General features: G+C 66.8%; 23 protein-coding genes and 1 pseudogene. 13 read left to right on the plus strand and 11 right to left on the minus strand.

Annotation, left to right across the window (positions count from 1 at the left end; translation table 11 throughout):
* Window positions 1–313 precede the first annotated feature (313 nt).
* The gene (locus VHP37_18150; protein ID HEX2828282.1) at window positions 314–1,075 is read right to left on the minus strand and encodes an ABC transporter permease; all 762 of its coding nucleotides are present in this window, start codon (window positions 1,073–1,075) and stop codon (window positions 314–316) included.
* Entirely contained in the window at window positions 1,072–2,007 is a 936-nt protein-coding gene (locus tag VHP37_18155; GenBank protein ID HEX2828283.1) for an ABC transporter ATP-binding protein, read from the minus strand. The genes VHP37_18150 and VHP37_18155 overlap by 4 nt, the downstream gene beginning before the upstream one ends.
* Before the next feature lie 18 nt (window positions 2,008–2,025).
* Between VHP37_18155 and VHP37_18160 the strand changes: the two genes are divergently transcribed.
* Window positions 2,026–2,430 carry a hypothetical protein gene (locus tag VHP37_18160; GenBank protein ID HEX2828284.1) on the plus strand — a complete coding sequence of 135 codons (405 nt, stop codon included), beginning with the start codon at window positions 2,026–2,028 and terminating at the stop codon, window positions 2,428–2,430.
* Window positions 2,431–2,484: 54 nt separating this feature from the next.
* Window positions 2,485–3,339, plus strand: a complete 855-nt coding sequence (locus VHP37_18165) for a LysM domain-containing protein (GenBank protein ID HEX2828285.1) — start codon at window positions 2,485–2,487, stop codon at window positions 3,337–3,339.
* Between the two features lie 42 nt (window positions 3,340–3,381).
* On the opposite strand, the gene VHP37_18170 is transcribed toward VHP37_18165, so the two are convergent.
* The 5 genes from VHP37_18170 to VHP37_18190 form a co-directional block, all read right to left on the minus strand.
* Window positions 3,382–4,659, minus strand: coding sequence for a lytic murein transglycosylase (locus VHP37_18170; protein HEX2828286.1), 1,278 nt, complete (start codon window positions 4,657–4,659; stop codon window positions 3,382–3,384).
* The gene (locus VHP37_18175; protein HEX2828287.1) at window positions 4,656–5,792 is read right to left on the minus strand and encodes an MFS transporter; all 1,137 of its coding nucleotides are present in this window, start codon (window positions 5,790–5,792) and stop codon (window positions 4,656–4,658) included. Before VHP37_18175 ends, VHP37_18170 begins: the two co-directional genes overlap by 4 nt.
* 152 nt (window positions 5,793–5,944) lie before the next feature.
* Window positions 5,945–6,913 (minus strand): NAD(P)-dependent oxidoreductase, encoded by a 969-nt coding sequence (locus VHP37_18180; protein ID HEX2828288.1) that lies wholly within the window; start codon window positions 6,911–6,913, stop codon window positions 5,945–5,947.
* A 67-nt stretch (window positions 6,914–6,980) separates the two neighbouring features.
* Window positions 6,981–7,982, minus strand: a complete 1,002-nt coding sequence (locus tag VHP37_18185) for a Gfo/Idh/MocA family oxidoreductase (GenBank protein ID HEX2828289.1) — start codon at window positions 7,980–7,982, stop codon at window positions 6,981–6,983.
* Window positions 7,983–8,046: 64 nt separating this feature from the next.
* Window positions 8,047–8,235, minus strand: coding sequence for a ribbon-helix-helix protein, CopG family (locus VHP37_18190; GenBank protein ID HEX2828290.1), 189 nt, complete (start codon window positions 8,233–8,235; stop codon window positions 8,047–8,049).
* A gap of 95 nt (window positions 8,236–8,330) precedes the next feature.
* On the opposite strand from VHP37_18190, the gene VHP37_18195 reads away from it, so the two are divergent.
* The 10 genes from VHP37_18195 (at window position 8,331) to VHP37_18240 (ending at window position 18,818) form a co-directional block, all read left to right on the plus strand.
* On the plus strand, window positions 8,331–10,031 hold the full coding sequence (locus VHP37_18195; protein HEX2828291.1) for a SulP family inorganic anion transporter: 1,701 nt from the start codon (window positions 8,331–8,333) through the stop codon (window positions 10,029–10,031).
* Window positions 10,032–10,092: 61 nt separating this feature from the next.
* On the plus strand, window positions 10,093–11,307 hold the full coding sequence (locus VHP37_18200) for a HAMP domain-containing sensor histidine kinase (GenBank protein HEX2828292.1): 1,215 nt from the start codon (window positions 10,093–10,095) through the stop codon (window positions 11,305–11,307).
* 23 nt (window positions 11,308–11,330) lie between these two features.
* Window positions 11,331–12,416, plus strand: coding sequence for a ligase-associated DNA damage response exonuclease (locus VHP37_18205; GenBank protein ID HEX2828293.1), 1,086 nt, complete (start codon window positions 11,331–11,333; stop codon window positions 12,414–12,416).
* Entirely contained in the window at window positions 12,413–14,011 is a 1,599-nt protein-coding gene (locus tag VHP37_18210; GenBank protein ID HEX2828294.1) for an ATP-dependent DNA ligase, read from the plus strand. Before VHP37_18205 ends, VHP37_18210 begins: the two co-directional genes overlap by 4 nt.
* Window positions 14,008–16,617, plus strand: a complete 2,610-nt coding sequence (locus tag VHP37_18215; GenBank protein HEX2828295.1) for a ligase-associated DNA damage response DEXH box helicase — start codon at window positions 14,008–14,010, stop codon at window positions 16,615–16,617. Before VHP37_18210 ends, VHP37_18215 begins: the two co-directional genes overlap by 4 nt.
* Window positions 16,618–16,638: 21 nt before the next feature.
* Window positions 16,639–17,310 (plus strand): ligase-associated DNA damage response endonuclease PdeM, encoded by a 672-nt coding sequence (pdeM, locus tag VHP37_18220; GenBank protein HEX2828296.1) that lies wholly within the window; start codon window positions 16,639–16,641, stop codon window positions 17,308–17,310.
* Window positions 17,311–17,339: 29 nt separating this feature from the next.
* Window positions 17,340–17,765 (plus strand): hypothetical protein, encoded by a 426-nt coding sequence (locus VHP37_18225; GenBank protein ID HEX2828297.1) that lies wholly within the window; start codon window positions 17,340–17,342, stop codon window positions 17,763–17,765.
* Window positions 17,762–18,037 (plus strand): acylphosphatase, encoded by a 276-nt coding sequence (locus VHP37_18230; protein HEX2828298.1) that lies wholly within the window; start codon window positions 17,762–17,764, stop codon window positions 18,035–18,037. Before VHP37_18225 ends, VHP37_18230 begins: the two co-directional genes overlap by 4 nt.
* Window positions 18,038–18,064: 27 nt before the next feature.
* Window positions 18,065–18,373 (plus strand): cupin domain-containing protein, encoded by a 309-nt coding sequence (locus tag VHP37_18235; protein HEX2828299.1) that lies wholly within the window; start codon window positions 18,065–18,067, stop codon window positions 18,371–18,373.
* Between the two features lie 70 nt (window positions 18,374–18,443).
* Complete coding sequence (locus VHP37_18240; GenBank protein ID HEX2828300.1) at window positions 18,444–18,818, plus strand: VOC family protein; 375 nt, start codon at window positions 18,444–18,446, stop codon at window positions 18,816–18,818.
* Window positions 18,819–18,822: 4 nt separating this feature from the next.
* Here the strand turns inward: VHP37_18240 and VHP37_18245 are convergent, their stop codons facing one another.
* On the minus strand, window positions 18,823–19,815 hold the full coding sequence (locus tag VHP37_18245) for a TIGR03557 family F420-dependent LLM class oxidoreductase (GenBank protein ID HEX2828301.1): 993 nt from the start codon (window positions 19,813–19,815) through the stop codon (window positions 18,823–18,825).
* Window positions 19,816–19,870: 55 nt separating this feature from the next.
* Between VHP37_18245 and VHP37_18250 the strand changes: the two genes are divergently transcribed.
* Entirely contained in the window at window positions 19,871–20,206 is a 336-nt protein-coding gene (locus VHP37_18250) for a YqcC family protein (protein HEX2828302.1), read from the plus strand.
* Window positions 20,207–20,374: 168 nt separating this feature from the next.
* Here the strand turns inward: VHP37_18250 and VHP37_18255 are convergent.
* From VHP37_18255 to VHP37_18265, 3 genes and pseudogenes are all read right to left on the minus strand, one after another.
* Window positions 20,375–20,626 (minus strand): annotated as a pseudogene (locus VHP37_18255) (GxxExxY protein).
* A 165-nt stretch (window positions 20,627–20,791) separates the two neighbouring features.
* A complete protein-coding gene (dnaE, locus tag VHP37_18260) occupies window positions 20,792–24,262 on the minus strand; it encodes a DNA polymerase III subunit alpha (protein ID HEX2828303.1) in 3,471 nt (1,156 codons plus the stop codon).
* Window positions 24,263–24,334: 72 nt separating this feature from the next.
* Entirely contained in the window at window positions 24,335–25,219 is an 885-nt protein-coding gene (locus tag VHP37_18265) for a TraB/GumN family protein (protein HEX2828304.1), read from the minus strand.
* Between the last annotated feature and the right edge of the window lie 67 nt (window positions 25,220–25,286).

The following is a 25,286-nucleotide window of genomic DNA, read 5'->3' on the forward strand; positions in this document are numbered from 1 at the left end:
ACGGTCGCAAGTCGGGACAGGCTACTCCGGCGCAGGTGCGTACATCAACCCGGCATCTCGCGGTGCGTTACGCCGCTGTCGCGCCTCATCCTACTGTGTCATTGCGAGGAGCCGCGCGCGCGGCGACGAAGCAATCCCGAGGCGCTCGGGACGGCTCGTGCGCCACGAGATCGCCACGGCTCGCTGTGCGAGCCTCGCAATGACACAGTAGGACTAACGCACCCTGCGCGGCTTTGAAGGAAAGGAGGTTCAAGGAGGGAAACCTTGGTTTTCCTCCTTGGCGTTCACCGGCGAGCGCGCGCGCGTAGTGCGCTCAGCGCTTGAGGCGATACCCGGTCTTGAACATCCACGCCACGACGGCGGTGGAGGCCGCGAGGAAGGCGACCGTCATCCCGAGGCTCACCCCGATGTGGACGTCGGCGAGGCCGTAGAAGCTCCAGCGAAATCCGCTGACGAGATACACCACGGGGTTGAAGAGCGAGACGGTCTGCCACAGGGGCGGCAGCATCTGGATCGAGTAGAAGCTGCCGCCGAGGAACGTGAGCGGCGTGATGACGAGCAGCGGGATGAGCTGGAGCTGCTCGAAGCCGTCGGCCCAGATCCCGATGATGAAGCCGAAGAGGCTGAAGGTCACGCACGTGAGCACGAGGAAACCGATCATCCAGACCGGGTGCTGCACCTCGAGCGGCACGAACAGCGCCGCGGTCGCCATGGTGATCACCCCGAGGATGAACGACTTGGTCGCCGCGGCGCCGACGTAGCTCACCGCCAGCTCGAAGTACGACACCGGAGCGGACAGGAGCTCGTAGATCGTGCCGCTGAACTTCGGGAAATAGATGCCGAACGACGCGTTCGAGATGCTCTGGGTGAGCACCGACAGCATGACGAGCCCCGGCACGAGGAAGGCGCCGTAGCTGATGCCCTCCACGTGCGGGATGCGCGAGCCGATCGCCGCGCCGAAGACGACGAAATAGAGCGAGGTCGACAGCACCGGCGAGATGACGCTCTGCATCAGCGTGCGCGCCCATCGCGCCATCTCGAACATGTAGATCGCGCGCATCGCGTGGAGGTTCATGCCGACTCCTTCTCGCGGTGCACGAGGTCGACGAAGATGTCTTCGAGCGAGCTCTGCCGGGTCTGCAGGTCCTTGAACTCGATGCCGGCCGCGCTGAGCTGGGCGATCAGCGGCACGATGCCGGTGCTCTCGCGCTGGGCGTCGTAGGTATAGATGAGGTTCTCGCGGTCGGCGGTCAGCTCCAGCCCGTAACTTTCGAATCCGTCCGGAATGCGCTCGATCGGACGCTGGAGGTGCAGCGTGAGCTGCTTCTTGCCGAGCTTTCTCATGAGCTCCGTCTTCTCCTCGACGAGGACGAGCTCGCCGCGGTTGATGACGCCGATGCGGTCGGCCATCTCCTCGGCTTCGTCGATGTAATGCGTGGTGAGGATGATCGTGACGCCGCTCGCCTGGAGCCTGCGCACCAGCGTCCACATGTCGCGCCGGAGCTCGACGTCGACACCCGCGGTCGGCTCGTCGAGGAAGAGCACGCGCGGCTCGTGCGACAGCGCTTTGGCGATCAGCACGCGGCGCTTCATCCCGCCGGAGAGCGTGCGGATGCGGCTGTCCTTCTTGTCCCACAGCGAGAGGTCGCGCAACACCTGCTCGATGTACGACGGGTTCGCGCTCCGCCCGAAGAGGCCGCGGCTGAACGACACCGTGGCCCACACGGTCTCGAACGCGTCGGTCGTGAGCTCCTGCGGCACGAGGCCGATCATGGAACGCGCGGCGCGATAGTCCTTCACGATGTCGTGCCCGTCGACGGTGACGCTGCCCCCGGAGGCGTTGACGATGCCGCAGACGATGCTGATGAGCGTCGTCTTGCCCGCGCCGTTAGGGCCGAGGAGCGCGAAGATCTCGCCGCGGCTGATCTCGAGGTCGACGTGCTTCAGCGCGCGAAAGCCCGACGCATAGATCTTGGAAAGGTTGCTGATGGAGATGATCGACTGCATGTGAGTTAGGATCGGGCCATGCGAAACCCCGCATGGTACATGCTCGCGTGCACGCTCGCGCTCCCGTGTGCGCACGCCGAGGCGCGCGTCGTCGGCGCGGGCGAAGTGAACGGCACGTGGATCGCCGATTCGGGCGAGATCAAGGTGTGGGCGCTCGGCAGGCAGAGGCTGAAAGTCGAGTACAGCGGAACGTACGAATCCGGCGGCATCGCCAACACCGGCGAAGCGCGCGGCATCGCGTACATCGCGGAGGACACGGCAATCTTCGAGCCGCCCGGCACGCGTGATTGCCGGATCACGATGCGCTTCGCGCGCACGCGGCTCGACGTCACGCAGGCCGGCGAATGCGGCTTCGGCCTCAACGTGACGGCCGAAGGCACGTACCGCAAGAAAAGTCGCAGCAAGCCCCGTTTCACTGATTGACGCGTTCGACGGGCGCCCCTATCGTGGATCGAACGCCGCCAGAGGAGCTCCGCCATGCCTTACACCGTGAAGTCGGGGGATACGCTGTCGAAGATCGCGAAGAAAAACGGCGTCACGCTCGCCAGGCTCCTCGACGCGAACCCGAAGCTCAAGCCGAATCCGGACAAGCTGCGTGTAGGGGACGTCCTTACGCTGCCGGGCGAGAAAGTCACGACCAGGCCCAAGCCGCAGCCGACGCTCACCCCCAAACCGCTCCCGCTGCCACAGCCGCCGGCGCTGCACGAGCTCGGCGCGCTGTCGCTGCAGTACGAGACCGGCGGCCTCGGCGCCGGCGTGGTGTCGACCGGCAAAGGCGACCAGGGCGGCTCGTCCTACGGCTCGTACCAGATGACGTCGAAGCCCAACGGCGGCACGGTGAAGCGCTTCGTGTCGCAGCCGGATTTCGAGTTCGCCGACCGCTTCGCGGGGCTCACGCCCGGCTCGGCGCAGTTCACCGCGGCGTGGAAAGCGCTCGCGACCTCCGATCCCGCCGCGTTCCAGGCGGCGCAGCACGAATTCATCAAGCGCACGCACTTCGACCTGCTCGTGCGCAAGCTCGTCGACGAAGACGGGCTCGACGTGCTCACGCGGTCGCATGCGCTGCAGGATGTCATCTGGTCGACGGCCGTCCAGCACGGCGGCGCCTCGACGATACCGTCGAAAGCGCTCGCCAACGTCGATGTCTCGCCGGACGATGCCGATTTCGACAAGGCGTTCATCACCGCGATCTACGAGGAGCGTGGGCGCACGCGGCCCGACGGCGCGCTCGTCTACTTTTCGAAGAATTCGCAGGCCGTGCAGAAGGGCGTGGCGAAGCGGTTCACGAACGAGCTTCGCGACGCGCTGGCGATGCTGGCAGCGGAAGGCTGAGTCCGGCGCGCTGCGTCACGCCGCTCTCGCGGCTGACGCACCCTACGGTTGCGAAGCAGCCGGCGGCGTACCGGCTGCCGCGGGAGCAGCGGGGTCTGACCCCGGCTCCATGGGGGTCTGACCCGGGTTTTCCGCAGGCGCCGGCGCGGCCGCCTGCGCCTTCAACGCGTTGAGCACTTTCATCCCCGCACGTCCGTTCGGCTCGAGTCCCGCCATTGTCTGGAACGACTGGATCGCCCCGCGCGTGCGCGGCCCGATCGCGCCGTCGGCCGCGCCGATGTCGTAGCCGCGGTCGAGCAGGAGCTGCTGCAATTCCTTGCGCTGCGCGCGCGAGATGCCCGGATCGTCGGTCGGCCACGCCGTCGTGAACGGGCCGCCGCCGCGCAGGCGGTCGGACAGGTGCGCGATCGCGAGCGCGTACGATTCGGCGGCGTTGTACGAGTAGATCGCATCGAAGTTGCGGAAGACCAGGAATGCCGGTCCGGTCGCGCCTGCAGGCAATAGCAGGCCTGCAGGACCGCCGCCGGTCAACGGCGTACCGTCGATGCGCGTGATGCCCAGCGCGTTCCACTTCGCGAGCGGCTGTTTGTTGCGGCGGCCCGACGGTCCGCTGTAGCCCGCGGGCAACTTCACTTCGTAGCCCCAGGGGTCGCCGGTTTGCCACCCCGCGCGCGCGAGGAAGTTCGCGGTCGAGCCGAGCGCGTCGGGCACCGAAGCGACGATGTCGCGCCGGCCGTCGCCGTCGAAGTCGACCGCGAGGCGCTGGTACGTCGAGGGCATGAACTGCGTCTGGCCGAAAGCGCCGGCCCACGAGCCTTTGAGCGCTTCGGCGGGCATATCCCCGGACTGGAGGATGCGCAGCGTCGCGATCAGCTCGCCTCGGAAAAAGCGCTGGCGATGACCGAAGCACGACACCGTCGCGAGCGAGCGCACCAGCGGTCTGCCGCCGAGATTGCGGCCGAAGTTCGATTCGACGCCCCACACCGCCGCGATGACGTGGCGGTCGATGCCGTAACGCTGCTCGGCGTCGGCGAACACGCTGCCCCATTGAGTGAGCATCGCGCGGCCGTCGGCGATGCGCTCGTCGTCGACGAGCGCGGCGAGGTAATCCCAGATCGGGGTGACGAACTCGGGCTGCGCGCCCAGCGCGTCGATCACGGTCTGGTCGGGCTCCACGCCCGCGAGCGCGGTGTCGAAGACTTTCCCGTCGATCCCTTTACCGACCGCTTCCTTGCGCAGCTTGGCGACGCAGGCGTCGAACTCCGCCGCGGCCACGGGCGCGGCGAGGAAACAGGCGATGAGCGCGCAGACGACCTTCATGAGGCGTGGTTGCGCCAGCTCATGTAGCCGCCGAAGACGAGGAAGCCCGCGTTCGCGAAGAATACCGAAGGCAGTCCGACGGTGCTGCCGATCGCGCCGAAGAGGAGCGGGATGGTCATGTGAGTGAGCTGGTTTACCGTGATGCGCATGCCGGTCGCTTCGCCCGCGCGGCCCTTGGGCGAGGCGTTGAACACGAGGGTCATCGAAAGCGGCTGGCCGCAGCCGCAGCCTATGCCAAGCAAGAACGAAACCGCGGCGAGCGCGAACGGGTTCGTGAAGAACGGAAACAGCGCGAAGGCGAAGCACGCGACGAACATCGCGTAGGTGAGGAGCCGCGCTTCGCTGCTCCGGCGCACCGCCCACGGTAGCACCACGCGCAGCAGGATGATCGAGATCGCGAAAGCGCTCATGATCGTGCCGATGACGGTCGCGCTCAAGCCCACGAAGCGCCCGTAGATCGGCATGAAGAACTGGTAGACGTCCCACGCCGAAGACACGATGCCGCTGGCGATCAGCGTATTTCTCAGGTCGCGTATCTTGAGCAGGTCGAAAAAGCCGCCGCTGATCGGCTCGGACTTCTTGTGCGCGGTGGACGGGATCCAGCGCTTCGCCAGCGACGAGATGACGATCGCGGGAACGAGCGGCAGCGCGATCGACGCGAAGGTGTAGGGGTAGCCGATGCGGTCGATCAGGAAACCGGTGAGGAGCGGGCCGGTGAGGTTAGCGGTCGCGAAGCCGATCGACAGCCAGCTGAAGTTGCGCGCGCGCTCGTCGGGTGCGGCGATCGCGCCCGCCAGCGTCTGCGTCGCGAGTTGCAGCGCCATGAAGCCCACCCCGAGCAGGCACGCGGTGAAATACAGCACCGCCATCGACGGCCACAGGAACGGGAACAGGAGCGCCGCGCAGACCGTGCTCGTGCCGAACACCAGCGGCGTCTTGTAGCCGAGACGATCGATCATACGGCCCGCGGGCACCGCGAGCATCGCCGGCAGCGCCGCATAGAGCGCGACGACGGTCCCGACGATGAACGGCGAAGCGCCCTGGTCCACCGCATACAGCGGCACCGCCAGCCGGCTGCCCGCGAAACCGACGTGCGTCAGGAACGCGAGCGCAACGATGATGTAGATGGTCACGGATTGGACTGCGGATGTTCACTGCGTGTGGCGCTTATTATAGAGACGCCCGCACCGTCATTCCCGACCGCGCGCCAGCGCGACGTGATCGGGAATCCATCTTGAATTCCATAGAATGGATCCCCGCCTGCGCGGGGATGACGGTCACATCGCTACTTGCGGAGCTCGGGCACCACCCACAGCGGCGCTTCTCCGCGCGCGACGCGCTGCACGTTGGCGTAGCTGTTGCCGAAGCGCTTGGGCCAGCTCTCCCACGTGGGTCCCGCGGCGTGCGGCGTGAGCACGACGTTGGGCAGCGTGAACAGAGGATTGTCGGGCTTGGGCGGCTCGGGGTCGTAGGTGTCGAGACCGGCGGCCCAGATCTTCCCGCCTTTCAGCGCGCTGTAGAGCGCCGCTTCGTCGACGAGTTCGCCGCGCGCACAGTTGATGAGGATCGCGTCCTTCTTCATGAGACCGAGCGTGCGCTCGTTCACCATGTGGTGCGTGGTCGCGTCGAACGGGGCGTGCAGCGTGACGATGTCCGACTCGCGGAAGAGCGTGTCGTGGTCGACGTGGCGCACGTTGAGCTTCGCTTCGTCTTCGGGCGTCGGACGGACGGGGTCCGCGTAGAGCAGCTTCACTTCGAAGCCGGCGAGCCTGCGCGCAAGCGTCTTGCCGATGAATCCCAGGCCGATGATGCCGATCGTCTTGCCGGCGATCTCGTGCTCTTCCTCCTCGCCGAAGCGGTTCGACTTCCACTTGCCGCTCTTCACGAGACGGTCGAGGTCGGGAAGCTGCCGCGAAACAGCGAGCATGAGCAGGATCGCGTGCTCGGCGACCGCGTACGAGTTCGCGCCGCCGTTGTTGGCCAGCGAGATGCCGAGCTCGCGCAGCGTGTCGAGCTGCACGCCGTCGTAACCCGCGGACAGGAACTGCATGAGCTTGAGCTTGCCCATGCGCTCGTAGTCCGCTTCCATCAACCCGCCGCGAAAGCCCATGTAGAACTCCGCGTCTTTCCACTGCTCCGCGCGCTTCTTCTCGTCCTTCGACAGGATCTCGATCGAGAAGCCTTCCGGCAGCAGCGATTCGCCGATGGCCCACGCCGCCGGCGCAATGACCGGCCCAAAAACAATTTTTCTCATGAGTTCCCCGCCACCGTTTCACGTCACCGATTTTTCGTCACCGCTTCACCCGTCACCGCCTCATCCGTCACTTCAGCTTCACCTGCTTTCCATTCCACGCCGACTCCGCCATCGCCACCGTGAGCTCGACGCTCTTCAACCCGTCGTAGCCGGTAGCGCCGGGATCGCGGCCTTCCAATATCGCCTTGCTGAAGTCGATCACGCACGCTTCGTGGGCGTTGATCGCGGGATATTCCTGCACGCGCGTCTTGCCGTCGGCGGCAGTGATGTGCATCTGCCCGCCGGCGCGGCTTCGCGTCATGCCGCGGCCGATGATGCGCCCTTTGCCGGCATAGATCACGAAATCGTTGTGCGGGAACGGCGTGGTCTCGTGGATGCTCACCTGCGCCAGGACACCGTTGGCGAAACGGAACGTGGAGAGGTTGGTCGTCTCCATGACGTTGCGAGGCGTATCGAAGAACGACGAGACGGTCTCGATCTCGGAGGACAGCAGGTAGCGCAGGATGTCGAAGATGTGCACCCCGATGCTCATCGTCGTCCCGAGTCCTGCGAGGTCCGCATCGGTGCGCCAGGTGTTGGCGCGGCTGCCGCCCTTGGCGCCGGGGCTCGCCTCGATCTGCACCATCTGCACTTCGCCGATCTCCCCGCTGTCGATGATGCGTTTGGCGTCGACGAAACCCGGCATGAAGCGGTTGTGAAAGTTGATCCCGAGCTTGACCTCCGCGGACGAGCACGCCTCGATCATGCGTCTGGCGTCTGCGACGGTCGTCGCCATCGGCTTGTCGCAGAACACGTGCTTGCCCGCGCGCGCCGCGGCGATCGCCTGCTCGGCGTGCTGCGAGTTCGGTGTGTGGATGGCGACGACGGTCACTTCCGGGTTCGCGAGGAGCTCGTCGAAGCTCGTGTAGGCGTGCTTCGCCCCGAAGCGCTTCGCGAAGTCCGACGCCCGGCCGGCATCGCGGCTCACCACGCCGACCAGCGCGTTGCCCGAAAACGCGTTGATCCCCGGCAGCACGCGCTCTTCCGCGATCCTGCCGGTGCCGATCAGACCCCAGCCGTTCTTCTTCATGCGCTCCTCCTGAATGCGTCACGGTAGGGTAACGCACCGCAGGCCGGCGCGCGGCGCGAGTCTCCTACTTGCGCGTCGGCTTCGCGGCGGGGCCGGCTGGGGTCCAGGTCACGCCGTTCTGCTGGAGGTATTCGCGGATGAGCTGCCGCACGACCTGCGAAGGCGTGAGGTCCTGCGCCGCGCAGAGCGCGTCGAAAGCCTCTTTCTTGTTCGGATCGATCAGGATGGTCAGGCGTGCGGTCTTCGATTCCATGGGTGCGGTTGCGGTGCTATGTTAATCGTATGTTAATACTATGTGCGTCGAATGGCAATTCTGTTAGAATCGCCCCAAAATCCCTACGCGCCTCCATGAAAGACCGCCGCCGCACCGCGGGCCGCTTCGGCATCGCCCGCTTTCGCCCGCGCCTCGTCGACGCCGTCGCGGGCTACACGCGCGCGCAATTCGCGACCGACCTCGCCGCCGGCATCACGGTCGGGGTGCTGGCGCTGCCGCTCGCGATCGCATTCGCGATCGCCTCCGGCATGACACCGCAGTCGGGTATCTACACTGCGATCGTCGCCGGGTTTCTCATATCGGCGCTCGGCGGCTCGCGCGTGCAGATCGGCGGGCCGACCGGCGCCTTCATCGTCATCGTCTACGGCATCGTCGCGCAGTACGGCGTGGCCAACCTCCTCCTCTGCACCATGATGGCCGGCGCGATGCTCTTCCTCATGGGGTTCTTCCAGATCGGCACCTGGATACGCTTCATCCCGGTGTCGGTCGTCACCGGTTTCACCAAGGGCATCGCGGTGCTGATCCTGCTCTCGCAGGTGAAGGAGTTCTTTGGACTGAAAACCGAAGCGCTGCCGGCGGATTTCTTCGGCAAGATCGCGATGCTGTGGCAGGCCGCGCCGACGGTGAACGTGCAGAACGTGCTGCTCGCGGTCGGCTGCCTCGTCGTCATCCTCGCGTGGCCCAGGAAGTGGCGCACGATTCCGAGCCCGATCATCGCGCTGGTCCTCGGCACCGTTGCAGCCGCCGCGCTCGACCTGCGCGTGGAGACCATCGGCTCGCGCTTCGGCGAGATGCCTTCGACGCTGCCTGCGCTCGTGTGGCCGGACATGGACCTCGCCACGCTGCGCTATCTCGTCTTTCCCGCTTTCACGATCGCGCTGCTGGGCGCGATCGAGTCGCTGCTCTCCGCGCGCGTCTCCGACGCGATGATCGACGATCGGCACGATCCCAACCAGGAGCTGATGGCGCAGGGCATCGCCAATTTCGCGGTGCCGGTGTTCGGCGGCTTCTGCGCGACCGGAGCGATCGCACGCACGAGCACCAACGTGCTCATGGGCGGTCGCACGCCGGTGGCCGGCATGATCCACGCGGCTACCTTGCTCGTCGTGGTGCTCGTCGCCGCGCCGATCGCGAAATACGTGCCCCTGGCGACGCTCTCGGCGATCCTGGTCGTCGTCGCGTGGAACATGGGCGAATGGCACGACCTCAAGGATCTCAGGCGCTACACGCTCAACTATCGCGCGATCCTGCTGACGACTTTCGTGCTCACCGTCGTGCTCGACCTCACCGTCGCGGTCGAGGTCGGCATGGTGCTCGCGGCGGTCTTCTTCATCACGCGCGTGTCTCAGCTCACCGGCCTCCAGGAGCTGAGCGTCGAGACGCCCGCCGGCGTCGAGGCGTACGGGCTCTACGGCTCGCTCTTTTTCGGCGCCGCGACCAAGATCGAGCCGCTGATCGCGCTCGCGGGGCCCGAGCATCCGACGCGCGTGGTGGTGCTCGATATGCACAAGCTCATCAACGTCGACACGACCGGACTCGAGATCCTGGAAGCGCTGCACCGCAAGCTCGAGAAGAACGGCAAGACGCTCCTCATCGCCGAGGCCAACGAGCAGCCGCGCTCGCTCTTCGACCGCTCGGGTTTCAGCGAGCGCCTCGGCCGGCAGAACCTGGCGGTCGACCTCGCCGATGCGCTGGCGCGCGCGGCGCTGGTGACGGGATCCGGGGTCCGACCCTCGATGAAGCCGGCGTCAGACCCCGATAAAGCTGGGGTCTGACCCCACGGCCGGGTTATACTGCGCGGCCCTCCGAGGCGTTCGTCTCTCTCCACCGGAAAAGATGGATCTCGCTCCTTACGCGCTGCGCGCCGAGCCCCACAGGGAAATCGGCGCCGTGCTCAAACGCGACTCTTCGCTGATCGTCGATCGCTGGATCAAGCTGGCCGAGACCCAGCATCCCGGGGCGCCTCGCGTCCACTACGCGGCGCTGCGCGACGCGCTGCCCGAGTTCATCGAGTCGGTCGGACGCGCGCTGGAACAGTCCGGCCCGCCGACGTCCACCCCGCGGCGCGAAGCGAAGGCGCACGGCGAGCAACGCTGGGAACACGGCTGGTCGTTGTCCGAGCTGATCCGGGATTACCAGCTCCTGCGGGTGGCGCTGCTCGATTACCTGGAAGACGCGCTCAAGCGCCCGCTCCTCTACCGCGAGGCGATGGCCGTCGGCATCTTCATCGACGACGCCGTCGACGCGAGCATCGGCCGCTACATCGAGCATCGCGACGCGCAGCAGCGCACGAACGACGCCGAGCGCGCCGCCGCGCTCGAAGAGCTGTCGCGCCGCAAGGACGAGTTTCTCGCGATCCTCGGCCACGAGCTGCGCAATCCGCTCGCGCCGATCCGCAACTCGCTCGAGGTCGTGCGCAAGCTGGTCGATTCGAGCCATCCCGCGGTCGCCAAATCGCTCGAGGTGCTCGACCGCCAGAGCCGGCAGCTCGGTCGACTGGTCGACGATCTCCTCGATCTCGCGCGCATCGGCCGCGGCGAGTTCGAGCTGCGCATCGAGCGCTTCGACCTGCGCCGCGCGATCGACCAGGCCTTGCAGGTCGTCGACCCGCTCGTGAAGGAGCGCAACCACCGCATGAGCGTCGCGCTGCCGGCGAACGCGATCCACGTCGACGCCGATTTCGCGCGCGTAACCCAGATCGTCGGCAACCTGCTCAGCAACGCGGTGAAGTACACCGATGCCGACGGCTACATCTCGCTCGCGCTGCACGAGGACGGCGGCAACGCGGTGATCGCCGTCCGCGACAACGGCATCGGCATCGCGCCTGAGAAGCTCGAGCGCGTGTTCGAGCTTTTCGCACGCGTGCACGAGCCTCATTCCGGGCGCGACGGCCTGGGCATCGGCCTCGCGCTGGTCCAGCGCCTCGTCCAGCAGCACGGCGGCTCGATCAGCGCCTCGAGCGACGGCCCCGGCCTCGGGGCGCAGTTCGAAGTGCGCCTGCCGCTGCGCGCCCGCGAGCCGCTCATCGTCATCGAGAAAGTGGCACGCTGATCGCAAGGGGCTGCTGAAGCCCCATGCCGCTCGTCATCTCCACACCCGCCGGCCTCTACTGCGAAGCCGGCGACTTCCACATCGATCCCTGGCGCCCGGTCTCGCGCGCGGTGATCACGCACGGCCACGGCGACCACGCGAGCTGGGGGCACGAGCACTATCTCGCCTCGCGCGCGAGCGAGCAGGTGCTGAGAAGGCGCCTGCCCGAAGCTGCGCTGCAGACGATCGAATATGGCGAGCCGCTGGACATCAACGGCGTGCGCGTCTCGCTGCATCCCGCCGGACACGTGCTCGGCTCGGCGCAGGTGAGGCTCGAGCACCGCGGCGAGGTGTGGGTGGTATCGGGCGACTACAAGCTCCAGCCCGATCCGACGTGCGCGCCGTTCGAGCCGGTCCGCTGCGATACCTTCATCACCGAGTCGACGTTCGGACTGCCGATCTACCGCTGGCGCGATCCGCGTGACGTCTTCGCGGAAGTCGACGCGTGGTGGCGCGCGAACCAGGCGGTCGATCGGGCGAGCGTCGTGTACGCGTACGCGCTCGGCAAGGCGCAGCGGCTGCTGTCGAGCGTCGACGCGTCGATCGGCCCGATCTACACGCACGGCGCGGTGGAAGCGCTGAACGAAGCGTATCGCGCGTCGGGCGTCGCGCTGCCCCCGACACAGCGGGTCGCGGAGCTGCCGAAAGGGCACGACTACTCGCGCGCCCTCATCGTCGCGCCGCCGTCGGCGCAGGGCACGCCGTGGATGCGGCGCTTCGGCGATCTCGCCGACGGTTTCGCTTCGGGCTGGATGCAGATCCGGGGGGTGCGCCGGCGCAAGGCGGTCGATCGCGGATTCGCGCTGTCCGATCACGCGGACTGGCCGAGCCTTTTATCCGCCATTGCGGCGACGGGCGCGCAGCACGTCTACGTCACGCACGGTTACAGCGACCCGCTGGTGCGATGGCTGTGCGAGCACGGCCTCGATGCGCAGGCGCTGAAGACCGAATACGCGGGCGAAGAAGGCAGCGAGGATTCGTCATTCCCGACCGGCGATAGCCGAAACGATCGGGAATCCATTTTGGACGAAAGTCAAAATGGGTCCCCGCCTTCGCGGGGACGACGATGAAGCGTTTCGCGCAGCTCTACGCCGAGCTCGACAGCACCAACTCGACGTTGGGCAAGCTCGCGGCGCTCGAGCGCTACTTCCGCGACGCCGCGCCCGAAGACGCCGCGTGGGCGGTGTACTTCCTCACCGGCAACAAGCCGCGGCAGGTCGTGCCGTCGCGCCGGCTGTACGAGCTCGCAGGCTCGATCGCCCGATTGCCGCCGTGGCTGATGGACGAGTGCTACGAAGCGGTGGGCGATCTCGCGGAGACGGTCGCGCACGTGCTGCCCCCCGCGGACACACCGTCCGATATTCCGCTGCACGTGTGGGTCGAGCGGCGCCTGCTGCCCCTCGCCGGCGCGGCCGACGAAGAGCGCGTCGGCGCGCTGACGCAGGCGTGGCGCGAGCTCGACGGGGTCGCGCGGCTGGTGTGGAACAAGCTCATCACCGGCGAGTTCCGCATCGGCGTGTCCGCACGCAGCGTGGTGCGCGCGGTTTCGGCGCTGTCGGGCGTCGACGCGAGCATCGTCGCGCACCGGCTCGCCGGCAAATGGCAGCCGACTCGCGACAGCTATCTCTCGCTGATCTCCACCGAAGGCGAACAGGGTGTCGCGAGCCGGCCCTATCCGCTCTTTCTCGCGCACGCGCTCGAAGGCGATCCGGAGCACGCGCTCGGCGATCTCGCGCAATGGCAGGTCGAGTGGAAATGGGACGGCATACGCGCGCAGATCATCCGCCGCGGCGGCGCGGTATACGTCTGGTCGCGCGGCGACGAGCTGATCAACGAAACTTTTCCCGATCTCGTCGCTGCAGGCTCCACGCTGCCTGAAGGCACGGTGATCGACGGCGAGATCGTGGTGTGGGAGGGCGACCGCGCGGCGCCGTTCAACGCGCTCCAGAAGAGGCTGGGCCGCAAAGCGCCCGGCAAGGCGTTATTGAAAGACACGCCCGCCTCGCTCGTCGCGTACGACCTGTTGGAGCTCGACGGCCGCGACATCCGCATGGAGCCGCTCGCCGAACGCCGCGAGCAGCTCGAAGCGCTGCTCCGGCGCGAGAGCATCTCGTCCGCGCTGCGCGTCTCGCCGATCGTGCGAGCGGCCGAGTGGGAAGAGCTGAAGGCGCTGCGCGCGACGAGCCGCGAGCTCGGCGTCGAAGGGATGATGGTCAAGCGCCGCGATTCGGCCTACGGCGTCGGCCGCGTGCGCGGCGCGTGGTGGAAGTGGAAGATCGAGCCGTACACCGTCGACGCGGTGATCATCTACGCGCAGCGCGGCCACGGCCGCCGCGCGAGCCTCTACACCGATTACACCTTCGGCGTGTGGGACGACGGCGCGCTCGTGCCGTTCGCCAAGGCGTATTCGGGACTCACCGACGAAGAGATCCGCGAAGTCGACCGTTTCGTCCGCGAGCACACCGTCGAGAAATTCGGGCCGGTGCGCCACGTCGAGCCGCGCCTCGTCTGCGAGCTCGCGTTCGAAGCGATCCAGAAATCGACGCGGCACAAGTCGGGCATCGCGGTGCGCTTCCCGCGCATCGCGAGGCTGCGCCGCGACAAGAAACCCGAGGAAGCCGACACCCTCGCCAGCGTGCGCGCGCTGCTGGAGGCATCGGCATGAAGCCCGAAGAGCGCAGGCTCGTCGCCGAGGCCGCGCGGCGGCTGCGCAAACAGTTGCGCCGCGAGCCGCCGAAAGAGGACGAGGGGCCGCCCACCACGATCGAATCCACGGCGCTGCCCATGCATCGGGGCCGCGCGATCGAGCGCGTCGAAGCGTGGTTCGCGCGGCGGGGCATCGAGCCGTTCGCGTTCCAGCGCGAGGTGTGGTCGCGTTACCTCGCGGGCGAGAGCGGGCTCGTGCACGCCTCCACCGGCACCGGCAAGACCCTCGCGGCGTGGCTGGGGCCGGTGATGGAGGCGCTCGACGCAAAACCGGGGTCTGACCCCGATAAAACCGGGGTCAGACCCCGGTTGCAAGTGCTGTGGGTCACGCCGATGCGCGCGCTCGCCGCCGACACGTTCAAGGCGCTGGCCGAGCCGCTGTCGGAGCTCGGTCTTGCCTGGCGTATCGGATTGCGCACCGGCGACACGCCGAGCGCCGCCCGCGCGCGGCAGGACCGCGCGGGCCTGCATGCGATGGTGACGACACCCGAATCGCTGTCGCTGCTGCTGTCGCGCAAGGACCAGGAGAAAACGTTCGGCGCGCTCACGCTGGTCGTGGTCGACGAATGGCACGAGCTCATCGGCAGCAAGCGCGGGGTGCAGGTCGAGCTCGCGCTCGCGCGATTGCGGCGGGTGGCGCCGCACTTGCGCGTATGGGGCCTGTCCGCGACGCTGGGCAACCTCGATCAGGCGCGCGAGGTGCTCGTTCCGCAAGGCTTTGGTGCGACGGTGTCGGGCACCGAGCCGAAAGAGATCGTCGTCGATTCGCTCATCCCGGCCGACGTGATGCGCTTCCCATGGGCGGGCCATCTCGGCATCCGCTCGGTCGCGGAGGTCGCCGCGGAGATCGACAAGAGCAACGCGACGCTCGTCTTCACCAACGTGCGCTCGCAGGCCGAGCTCTGGTATCGCGCGCTGCTCGATCACCGGCCCGACTGGGCAGGCCTGATCGGGCTGCATCACGGCTCGCTCGATCTCTCGGTCAGGCGCTGGGTGGAAGACGGCCTGCGCAACGGAACGCTGAAAGCCGCGGTGTGCACGTCGAGTCTCGACCTCGGTGTGGATTTCTCACCGGTCGACCGCGTGATCCAGATCGGCAGCCCCAAGAGCGTGGCGCGGCTGCTCCAGCGCGCGGGGCGCTCCGGCCATCGGCCCGGCGCCGCGAGCCGGATCACGTGCGTGCCGACGCACGCGCTCGAGCTCGTCGAAGCCGCGGCGGCGCGAGCCGCGGCGCGCGCGGGCGCGATCGAAGCGCGCAGGCCGCTGCGCGCGCCGCTCGACGTGCTCATCCAGCACGTCGTCACGCTCGCGGTCGGCGAAGGCTTCAGCGAAGGCGCGCTGTACGACGAAGTGCGCACGACCCACGCCTACCGCGAGCTCACACGCGACGAATGGCGCTGGACGATCGATTTCGCGAGCGGCGGCGGCGTGCTCGCGGCGTATCCCGAATACCGCCGCATCGAGCGTGACGAGGACGGCGTCTACCGGGTAACCAACCCCAAGCTCGCGCGCCGGCATTGCGTGCAGATCGGCACGATCGTCTCCGACGCGGTGGTCAACGTGCAGTTCATGCGCGGCGACAGGATCGGGAGCGTCGAGGAGAGCTTCCTCGCCAAGCTCTCGCCGGGCGACGTCTTCACCATCGGCGGCAAGGCCGTCGAGCTCGTTCGCATGCGCGACATGAACGCGTGGGTGAAGCGCGCCGGCAGCGGATCGTCCATCGTGCCGCGGTGGCTCGGCGGCAAGCTCTCGCTGTCGGGGGAGCTGTCGAAGCGCATACAGGACGAGCTGCAGCGGCCCGACGACTCGCCCGAAGTGCAGGCGGTGAAGCCGCTGATCGAGATGCAGCGCCGCCGGTCGCATGTGCCGGCGCCCGACGAGCTCCTGGTCGAGCTGCACGAGACGCGCGAAGGCGTGCACCTGTGCGTCTTTCCGTACGCCGGGCGCCACGTGCATTCGGGTCTCGCCGCGCTCGCCGCATGGCGCCTCGGACAGCGCTTCCCGCTCACCTTCAGCATGGCGTTCAACGATTACGGCTTCGAGCTGCTGTCGCCGACCGCTTACGGGATCGACGAAGTGCTGCTGAAAGCGCTGTTCGCGCGCGAGCGTGCGATGGACGATCTCCTGTCGAGCATCAACGCCGCCGAGCTCGCGCGCCGCCACTTCCGCGAGATCGCGCGCATCACCGGGCTGGTGTTCCAGGGCTATCCCGGCGACAGCCGCAGCGCGAAGCAGCTCCAGATCACGAGCGGCCTGCTCTACGACGTCTATGCGCGGCACGATCCCGACAATCTCCTGCTCGCACAGGCGAAGCGCGAAGTGCTCGACCGCGAGCTCGAGCTCGCGCGGCTCGAAGCGACGCTGGTCGATCTCGAAAGGCGCCGCATCGTGCTCGTCAGGCCCTCGCGCATGACGCCGCTCGCGCTCCCGCTCGTCGCCGAGCAGATGCGCAACAAGCTTTCGACCGAAAAGCTCGCGACGCGCGTGGAGCGGCTGCAGCTCGCGATGCAGAAACCCGACAGCAAACCACGTAAACAATCCCCTCCCCCTCAGGGGGAGGGTTAGTGTGGGGGTGGGTTTCGTTCGATGACCCGACAAATTCCGCACGGCGCTTTCGAAACTACAGCCGCCGGCGAATCCCTCTGGCTACTCCCCGAGCGTGCTGCCTACTGGCCTCGCGAGCAGACGCTCCTCATCGCCGACGCCCACCTCGGCAAAGCCGCGGCGTTCAGGCGCGAAGGCGTTGCAGTGCCGGCGGGCACCACCGACGAGAACCTGCGGAAGCTGTCGGAGCTGATCGACGCATTCACCGCGACGCGCCTCGTCTTCCTCGGCGACATGCTCCACAACAAGGTCGCGCGCGACGCGACCGCACGCGCGTTCACGCGCTGGCGCGAGAGGCACGCGGCCCTGGAGGTCACGCTGGTGCGCGGCAACCACGACAAGCGCGCGGGCGATCCGCCGCGCGAATGGGACGTCGAATGCGTCGACGAGCCGTGGCTGCTCGACGGCCTCGCGCTCTGCCACATGCCGCAGACGGTGCCCGACCACTATGCGATCGCTGGCCACGTGCATCCGTCGGTACGCCTCGCCGGCCGCGGCCGCGAGCTCGTGCGGTTGCCCTGCTTTTTCTTCGGCAGCGACTACGCGATACTGCCCGCTTTCGGGCCGTTCACCGGTATGGCCGGCATCGAGCCTGAACAAGGCGATCGCGTCTATGTCGTTGCTGGATCGTCGGTGATCGCGGTCGCGGAATGAGCCGCCGCGCCAGGTAAAGTGATCGACCTATGCTGATCTGCGGCCGCTGCCATTGCGGCAACATCGCGTTCTCGCTCACGTGGGATCCGGACCCCGTCGAGATCCCCGCGCGCGCGTGCTCGTGCTCGTTCTGCGTGAAGCACGGCGGGGTGTGGACGTCCAATCCGGCCGGATCGCTCGAGATCACGGCGAAAGATCGGTCGCTGGTGTCCAACTACCAGTTCGGCACCCGCACCGCCGAGTTTCACGTCTGCACGCGCTGCGGCGTGGTGCCGGTGGTGACGAGCCGCATCGAAGACAGGCTCTATGCCGTGGTGAACGTGAACACGTTCGAGAACGTCGACCGCGCGAAGCTGCGACTCGCGCCGGCGAGCTTCGACGGGGAAGGTGAAGACTCGAGACTCGCGCGGCGCGCCAGGAACTGGATCGCGCGCGTCGCATGGAGAAACGCATGATCGCACGCCATCTCGTCGTGCGAGGCCGCGTGCAGGGCGTCGGCTTCCGCTTCCACATGCGCGCCGAGGCCGTGCGGCTCGGCGTCAGCGGCTGGGTGCGAAATCGCAGCGACGGCACCGTCGAAGCCCTGGTCCAGGGCGACCAGGGATCGGTCGACCGGCTGATCGCGTGGACGCGGCGCGGGCCGTCGAGCGCGCAGGTGACCGACCTCGAGATCGAAGAGCGAGCCCCCGCGGAATTCGACGGCTTCGCGTCGCGGCCTACCGAATGATCCTATCGCTTTGAAAGGAGCCCCCCCGTGGCCCACTTTCCGCCATTGCTTCGTGAGCTTCCCCCGTTCGAGGGACCGTTCGACGCCTACAAGCTCGCCGCGCAGGGCTGCGACGTGCTCTTCGCGTCCTATCCGGCGGGAACGTCGATTGCCGCGCACCATCACGACACCGAGAACGTCGGCGTGATCACCCAGGGCGAGCTGATCCTCACCCTCGGCGGTGAAGAAAAGCGCTTCGGTCCCGGAGAGTGGTATCACGTTCCGGCACGCGCAGAGCACGCGGCGCGGTTCGAACAGGAGACTTCCGAGATCGAGTTCTGGTTTCACCGATCCTGACATCGCGCACGTGACCGACACCGGAGGCAACATGATCGGGCTGCACTCCATGAAGTAAAGGAAGGACGTCATGCTCCAGAAATTCGCGATGTACGCGTACATCCCCGCCAAAGACGTCGCCCGCGCGCGCAAGTTCTACGAAGAGAAAGTCGGCCTGAAACCCTCGCAGGAGATCGCCGGCGGCATCGTATACGAGTTCGGCAAAGGCACGGCGTGCTTTCTCTACCCGACGCCCAACGCGGGCACCTCCCAGGCGAGCCAGGCGTTCTGGCAGGTCGAGGACGTCGAGCGCGAGAAAGCCGAGCTCGAAGCGCGCGGGGTGAGCTTCGAGCGCTACGACCTGCCCGGCATGGGCGACAACGGCATTCTCACCGGCGGCGGCGCAAAGGCGGCATGGTTCAAGGACTCCGAAGGCAACATCATGGCGATCATCCAGAGCGTCTGACGCCTTACGCCTTGCGCAGCTTCGGCAGCACGTCGCGTCCGTAGGATTCGATGAAGCCACGCTGGTGCGGCCCCGCCGAGTGGAAGATCAGGTGGTCGAAACCCAGCTCGATGTACTGCCGCGCGTACTTCACGTGCTCCGCGGGATCTCCGGAGATGCACGCCGCTTTCTTCACCGTGTCGGCGCCGACGACCTTGCCGTTCTGCTCCGACATCTGCGGCGTGTAGATCTTCTCGGTGAACTGCGCCGGCACGAACGTGCCCGCCCAGTACTTCTTCCTTTCCTCGATGGCCTTCTCCTCGTCGTCGGTGTAAGCGACGCCGATCTCGATCATCTTCGGCATCTTCGACGGATCCCTGCCCGCCTCCTTCGCGCCCGCTTCGAAGTTCTTCAGCAGCTCGCGATACGTGTCGGGCTCCTCGCCGCCCACCGTGATGAGGCCGTCGCCGTGCAGGCCGGCGAAGTGCGCGCTGTTCGGCACCATCGAGGAGATGTAGATGGGCACCGGCTCGTCAGGCAGGGTGTAGAGCTTCGCCTGCTTCGTCTCGTAATACATGCCCTCGTGCGTGACCTTTTCGCCCGCCCACAGCTCGCGCATGAGCTCGATGGCTTCCTCGAGCTGGTCGCGGCGCTCGTTGTAGCCGGGCCACTCGCCCATCGCGGAGTACTCGTTGAGCGCTTCGCCCGTCCCTACGCCGAGATAGAAGCGCTTGGGCGCGAGACACGCCATCGTCGCCGCCGCCTGCGCGATGACCGCGGGGTGATAGCGCAGGATCGGGCACGTGATGCCGGTGCCGAGCGTGATGCGGCTCGATTTCGCGGCCGCCGCGCCGAGCCAGCTCCATACGAAGCACGCCTGCCCGACCTCGGCCCACGGATGAAAATGGTCGCTCGCGTCGATGACGTCGAAGCCCGCGCTCTCCGCGGCCACCGCATACTCGAGCAGCTCGCCGGGCGCGTACTGTTCGGTGCCTGCTTTCCAGCCCAATCGCAGCATTTCGCCTCCTGGTGTTCCATACTGTCGCCGTCGAGGCTGCAGGAGGCGTGCCGTCATGACCTACGAAGAGCTGACCCGCAAGCTGGACGCGATAGAAGCCGAGCTGCGCAACCTCGGATACCTCAAAGGCGAGGTCGGCGAGCCGGAGCGCGTCGACTCGGCGTTCGGCATGAACGAGATGTCGTTCGAAGGATGGCTCGCGCGCGTGTTCGTGCCGGCCGCGCGCCAGCGGATCGCCGAGAAGGACCTGCCGGACGAGAGCCAGGTCGGGACCGCGGCGATCAAGAATCTCGACGGATGCACCGAAGCGGAGGAGCTGGTTTCGCTGCTGTGCGAGTTCGACCAGGCGGTCGAGGAGATGTCGGGCAAGCGGCGGCCGCGGTATTTTTAAAAGCAGATTAAGAACAAGGACGCAAAGGAAAAAGAAAGGACGCGAAGGAAAAGCCAACTATTCAAAAAACCAAAGACCAAGGTGAAGGCAAGGGCGCCAAGCGGCTCTGACAGCGGTCGTGGTTACGATGTATCGGGTGGATCCTCGTGAGATGGCCGATTTCGGCGGTTATCCCTTGCTGACGACGCGTTTGACGCCGTTGCGCATGTGCAGCGTGTTGAAATTGAGCAACAGGCCGAGCCTGAAGCCGCCGAGCTTCAGGTAACTGAGCAGTTGTGCGCGATGAAGATCGTGGAGGCGCTCGACGCATTTGATCTCGACCACCACTGTGCCGGCCACGAGCATGTCGAGGCGGTACGCGATCGGCAAGTATGCGCTGCCGAACTGGACCGGCATCGGAACCTGCTTTTGGACCGAAAGCTGCTGCCGCGTGGCGAGATGGTATTGCCACCATGGGCAGCGTTAGAACCGCTTGGCGACCTTGCCGTTCACTTTGGCCGTGCTTCTGTTTTTTGAATAACTACGCTTTTCCTTCGCGTCCTTTGTTTTCCCTTGGCGTCCTTGTTCTTCCCTGCTTTCGATTTGCTACTGAGCGTACGCGCTGGCCGGGTAGACGATCTGCACGTTCTCCGGCTTCACCCACTCTTCGAGCGAGCGGATGAGATCGTCGGAGAGTGAGATCCTCCAGTCGTCGCCGAGCAGGATCTCGCAGCTCGCGCCCTTGTTGTAGTACTCGATCTTGACCGGCAGGCTGCCGCTGCGGTACGGGCCGAGCAGCTCTTTCAGCTTCGCGCCCGAGGATGCGCCGTTGCAGCGGATCCTGATGCCGCGCGCGTAGCGGTTGCGCGCGGTCGAAAGGTCGAAGAGCTTCTCCGCCGAAATCCGCAAGCCGCCCGAGAACTCGTCGTTCGCGACCTTGCCTTCGACGATGAGGAGCTGGTCTTCCTTCAGCATGTGGCGGTGCTGCTCGAAGAGCTCGTTGAAGACGGTGAGCTCGACGCGCGCGTGTCCGTCGTCGAGCAGGATCACCGCCATGCGCCCGCGGCGCGTCATCTGGATGCGCAGGCTGTTCATGATGCCCGCGAGCAGCACGCCGTTCGCGGGCTGGAGCCTGTCGAGCCGCGTGTTGATGAAGCTCGAAAGCTCCGGCGCGTAGCTCTGGAACGGATGGCCCGAGAGGTAATAGCCCAGCGCGCTCTTCTCGTTCTGCAGCTTCACCAGATCGGTCCAGCGCGGGCACGCAACGAGCGACACCGCCGAGCCCGGCTCTTCCGCATCGCCGAACAGGCTCACCTGGTTGACGGCGCGGCTCGCCTGCTCCGCGCTCTCCAGCGCGATGCCGACCGACGCCATCAGGCTCGCACGATGGTCGTTCAGCGTGTCGAAAGCGCCCGCCTTCACCAGCGACTCCACGGTGCGGCGGTTCACGATCCTTTTATCGACGCGATGGCAGAAATCGAAGAGGTCCCTGAACGGACCGTTCCGGGTGCGCTCTTCGACGATGTGGTTGATCGCGCCTTCGCCGCTGCCCTTGATGCCGCCGAGGCCGTAGCGGATAGCCTCGCGATTCACCGGCTCGAAGCGGTAACCCGAGAGGTTGATGTCGGGCGGCAGGATTCTGACCCCGTTGGCGACCGAGTCGTCGACCAGCCCCTGCACCTTGTCGGTGTCCGCCATGACCGCCGACATGTTCGCCGCCATGAAGGCCGCGGTGTGGTGCGCTTTCATGTAGGCGGTGTGGTACGCGACCAGCGCGTACGCCGCGGCGTGCGACTTGTTGAAGCCGTAGCCCGCGAACTTCTCCATCAGGTCGAAGAGCTCGTCGGCCTTCTCTTCGGAGAGCCCGTTCTCCGCGGCGCCCTTGCGGAAGATCAGGCGGTGCTCCGCCATCTCTTCCGGCTTCTTCTTGCCCATCGCGCGGCGCAGCAGGTCGGCGCCGCCGAGGCTGTAGCGGCCGATGATCTGCGCCATCTGCATCACCTGCTCCTGGTAGACCATGATGCCGTAGGTCTCGGAGAGGATGGGCTCGACGCGCGGGTCGGGATAGACCACGCGCTCGCGGCCGTGCTTGCGCTCGCAGAACGACGGGATCAGGTCCATCGGGCCCGGGCGATACAGCGCGACCAGCGCGATGATGTCGCCGAAACGGTCGGGCTTGGCGCGCTTCAACATGTCGCGCATGCCGCGCGATTCGAACTGGAACACCGCGCTGGTGTTCGCAGTCCAGAAGATCTTGTACGACTCGCGATCGTCGAGCGGCAGCTCCTCGAGCCTGATGTCCGACGAAGCGTCGAGCTGCCTGATATAGCGCAGCGTCCAGTCGAGGATGGTGAGCGTGGTGAGGCCCAGGAAGTCGAACTTCACCAGGCCGACCGCCTCGACGTCGTCCTTGTCGTACTGGCTGACGGCGGCGTCGCTGCCGTCGGCGATGTACAGCGGACAGAAATCGGTGAGCTTGCCCGGCGCGATCAGCACGCCGCCCGCGTGCATGCCGACGTTGCGCGTCAGGCCTTCGAGCTTGTCCGCGAGCGCGAGGAGCTCGGCGACTTCTTCCTCGTTCTTCTCGCGCTCCTTGAGCTGCGGCTCCATCTCGCGCGCGTCGGCGAGCGTGATGTGCTTGCCCGGCTGGAACGGGATCAGCTTGGCGAGCTGGTCGCAGAAGTTGTAGCCGAGGTCGAGCACGCGGCCGACGTCGCGCACCACCGCTTTCGCCGCCATGGTGCCGAAGGTCGCGATCTGCGACACGCTGTCCGCGCCATACTTGCTCTTGACGTAATCGATGACGCGGTCGCGCCCGTCCTGGCAGAAGTCGATGTCGAAGTCGGGCATCGACACGCGCTCGGGATTCAGGAAGCGCTCGAACAGCAGGTTGTAGCGCAGCGGGTCGAGGTCGGTGATGCCGAGGCTGTACGCGACGAGCGAGCCCGCGCCCGAGCCGCGGCCGGGGCCGACCGGCACGCCGTTGTTCTTCGCCCAGTTGATGAAGTCCGCGACGATGAGGAAGTAGCCGGGGAAACCCATCTGGATGATGGTGCCGGTCTCGAAGTCGAGGCGCTGGAGATAGCGCGGCCGCTCCTTGTCGCGCTCGGCGGCGTCGGGGTACAGCGCTTCGAGGCGTTTTTCCAGCCCTTCCAGCGCGCGGGTCTTCAGGTACTCGTCGAGGCCGACGTTGTTCGGCGTCGGGAACAGCGGAAGCTGGCTCTTGCCGAGAGTCAGCGTGAGGTTGCAGCGCTTGGCGATCTCGACGCTGTTCTGGAGCGCTTCCGGGATGTCCGCGAAGAGCTCGGCCATCTCGGCCTGCGTCTTGAAATACTGCTCGCGGTGAAAGGTCTTAGGCCGGCGCTGGTCGGCGAGGATGTAGCCTTCGGAGATGCACACGCGCGCTTCGTGGGCGCGGAAGTCGTCCTGCTTCACGAACTGGATCGGGTGGGTCGCCACAGGCGGCAGGCCGAGCTCGGCCGCGAGCTCGACCGCGCGCTGCACGTGCACCGCGAGCGGCAGCACCGCCGCGCCGCTCGTCATTGCGCCCTGCCCGATCCGCTGGAGCTCCATGTAATAGCGGTTCGGGAACAGCGTCGCCCAGTCCTTGGCGAGCGCCTGCGCCGCGGCGCGGTTGTCGGCGAGCAGCGCCTGCCCGACGTCGCCGTGGTGAGCGCCGGACAGCGCGATCAGGCCGTCGGTGCCGAGCTCCGCGAACCAGCTCTTCAGGAGCTCGGCGCGCCCGCGATGGCGGTTCGAGCGATACGCGCGCGTCAGGAGGTCGCACAGATTGAGGTAGCCGGCGCGGTTCTGGGCGAGCAGCAGCAGGCGGAAAGGCTTGTCGCGGTCGGCTTCGTTCGAGATCCACACGTCGCAGCCGGCGACGGGCTTGAGGCCTTTGGCGCGGGCGTCCTTGTAGAACTTGACGAGCCCGAACATGTTCGCCAGATCGGTCAGGCCGAGCGCGGGCATGCGATCCGCGACCGCCGCTCCGATCGCTTCGTCGAGCCGCACGATGCCGTCGGAGACGGAGTACTCGCTGTGCAGTCTGAGGTGAACGAAGGACGGGCCGGTCATGCTGCGAATTTTAACTTCGAATCGCCTCCGCGACCGCTCGCGAAGCCCGAAATTCGGCAGGCGCGGCGCCCGTCAGTAAACTCTTGACACGCGCAAGCCCCGCCGCGCGAGCTCCGCGAGCACGCCGCGATCGCCGTACAGATGCAAGGCGCCGACCGCCACGAAAACGTTGCCGCCGGCGAACAGCGTCTCGGCGCGCTTTGCCATGAGCACGTTGCGGTCGTAGAGCAGGCGCTGCATGAGCGCGGTCGTCATGCGCCGCGTTTCGGCATCTCCGCGTTCTTCCTCGCTGATGCGGGTGAGCGCGGCGAGGTCGCGCGCGAGGTACGCGGTGGTCATGCGCTGCACCAGCGCGGGCAGCCGCTCGCGCGCTTCGAGCGCGGCGCGCAGGAACGCGACCTGGTCGCGCTCGGAGAGCTTGTCGAACACGTCGAGCTGCTCGTCGATCGTCTCCAGCGAGTGCAGGGCCTTCTTCTGCTCCATGGCGTTGCGCTGGAGCACGAAATCGAGGACGTTCGTCGGATCGACGTCCGGCGTGCTGAGGAAGAGCCCGATCGCCCACGGCTTGAAGCCTTTCAGCAGCTCGGGCGGGAGCCCGAGCGTGCCCGAGCCCGCCGCCACTTTCTCGAAGAGCGGCGCGCCGATCACCGTTCTCAGGTCGCGGCCGTCGGTGTAGATCGTGCGATGCGCCGCCTGCAGCATCGTCGCCGGATCGAGCGTCACTTCGACGGCGAAGCTGCGCGCCGCGTCGAAGGCGCTTCTCACCGGCGCGGGCAGCGCGGTCACGCGCGGATCGCTGATGTGGATCGTTCCGAAGACGTAGCTCGGTTCCCGCCCGCGGCCTTCGACCTTCCACAACAGCCCCTGCGTGTACGCCGTCGTCTGCGCGATCGCCGACGACAGCGCGAACAGACTGAGGAGCAGCGCGAAGAGAATGCGATGGGCGGCGAAGGTCACGGTGTTGGGGGACGCGGATGATTCGGCGCATAATGCGCCGCCTTGCCCGACCCTGCCACGGAATCGT

The sequence above is a fragment of the Burkholderiales bacterium genome (assembly GCA_036262035.1).
Classification (GTDB): domain Bacteria; phylum Pseudomonadota; class Gammaproteobacteria; order Burkholderiales; family SG8-41; genus JAQGMV01.

What these genes read in the sequence shown, in the direction of transcription:
- VHP37_18150 (HEX2828282.1), bottom strand. Translation starts at nt 1,075, where the DNA reads ATGAACCTCCACGCGATGCGCGCGATCTACATGTTCGAGATGGCGCGA.
- VHP37_18155 (HEX2828283.1), bottom strand. Translation starts at nt 2,007, where the DNA reads ATGCAGTCGATCATCTCCATCAGCAACCTTTCCAAGATCTATGCGTCG.
- VHP37_18160 (HEX2828284.1), top strand. Translation starts at nt 2,026, where the DNA reads ATGCGAAACCCCGCATGGTACATGCTCGCGTGCACGCTCGCGCTCCCG.
- VHP37_18165 (HEX2828285.1), top strand. Translation starts at nt 2,485, where the DNA reads ATGCCTTACACCGTGAAGTCGGGGGATACGCTGTCGAAGATCGCGAAG.
- VHP37_18170 (HEX2828286.1), bottom strand. Translation starts at nt 4,659, where the DNA reads ATGAAGGTCGTCTGCGCGCTCATCGCCTGTTTCCTCGCCGCGCCCGTG.
- VHP37_18180 (HEX2828288.1), bottom strand. Translation starts at nt 6,913, where the DNA reads ATGAGAAAAATTGTTTTTGGGCCGGTCATTGCGCCGGCGGCGTGGGCC.
- VHP37_18185 (HEX2828289.1), bottom strand. Translation starts at nt 7,982, where the DNA reads ATGAAGAAGAACGGCTGGGGTCTGATCGGCACCGGCAGGATCGCGGAA.
- VHP37_18190 (HEX2828290.1), bottom strand. Translation starts at nt 8,235, where the DNA reads ATGGAATCGAAGACCGCACGCCTGACCATCCTGATCGATCCGAACAAG.
- VHP37_18195 (HEX2828291.1), top strand. Translation starts at nt 8,331, where the DNA reads ATGAAAGACCGCCGCCGCACCGCGGGCCGCTTCGGCATCGCCCGCTTT.
- VHP37_18200 (HEX2828292.1), top strand. Translation starts at nt 10,093, where the DNA reads ATGGATCTCGCTCCTTACGCGCTGCGCGCCGAGCCCCACAGGGAAATC.
- VHP37_18205 (HEX2828293.1), top strand. Translation starts at nt 11,331, where the DNA reads ATGCCGCTCGTCATCTCCACACCCGCCGGCCTCTACTGCGAAGCCGGC.
- VHP37_18210 (HEX2828294.1), top strand. Translation starts at nt 12,413, where the DNA reads ATGAAGCGTTTCGCGCAGCTCTACGCCGAGCTCGACAGCACCAACTCG.
- VHP37_18215 (HEX2828295.1), top strand. Translation starts at nt 14,008, where the DNA reads ATGAAGCCCGAAGAGCGCAGGCTCGTCGCCGAGGCCGCGCGGCGGCTG.
- pdeM (HEX2828296.1), top strand. Translation starts at nt 16,639, where the DNA reads ATGACCCGACAAATTCCGCACGGCGCTTTCGAAACTACAGCCGCCGGC.
- VHP37_18225 (HEX2828297.1), top strand. Translation starts at nt 17,340, where the DNA reads ATGCTGATCTGCGGCCGCTGCCATTGCGGCAACATCGCGTTCTCGCTC.
- VHP37_18230 (HEX2828298.1), top strand. Translation starts at nt 17,762, where the DNA reads ATGATCGCACGCCATCTCGTCGTGCGAGGCCGCGTGCAGGGCGTCGGC.
- VHP37_18240 (HEX2828300.1), top strand. Translation starts at nt 18,444, where the DNA reads ATGCTCCAGAAATTCGCGATGTACGCGTACATCCCCGCCAAAGACGTC.
- VHP37_18245 (HEX2828301.1), bottom strand. Translation starts at nt 19,815, where the DNA reads ATGCTGCGATTGGGCTGGAAAGCAGGCACCGAACAGTACGCGCCCGGC.
- VHP37_18250 (HEX2828302.1), top strand. Translation starts at nt 19,871, where the DNA reads ATGACCTACGAAGAGCTGACCCGCAAGCTGGACGCGATAGAAGCCGAG.
- dnaE (HEX2828303.1), bottom strand. Translation starts at nt 24,262, where the DNA reads ATGACCGGCCCGTCCTTCGTTCACCTCAGACTGCACAGCGAGTACTCC.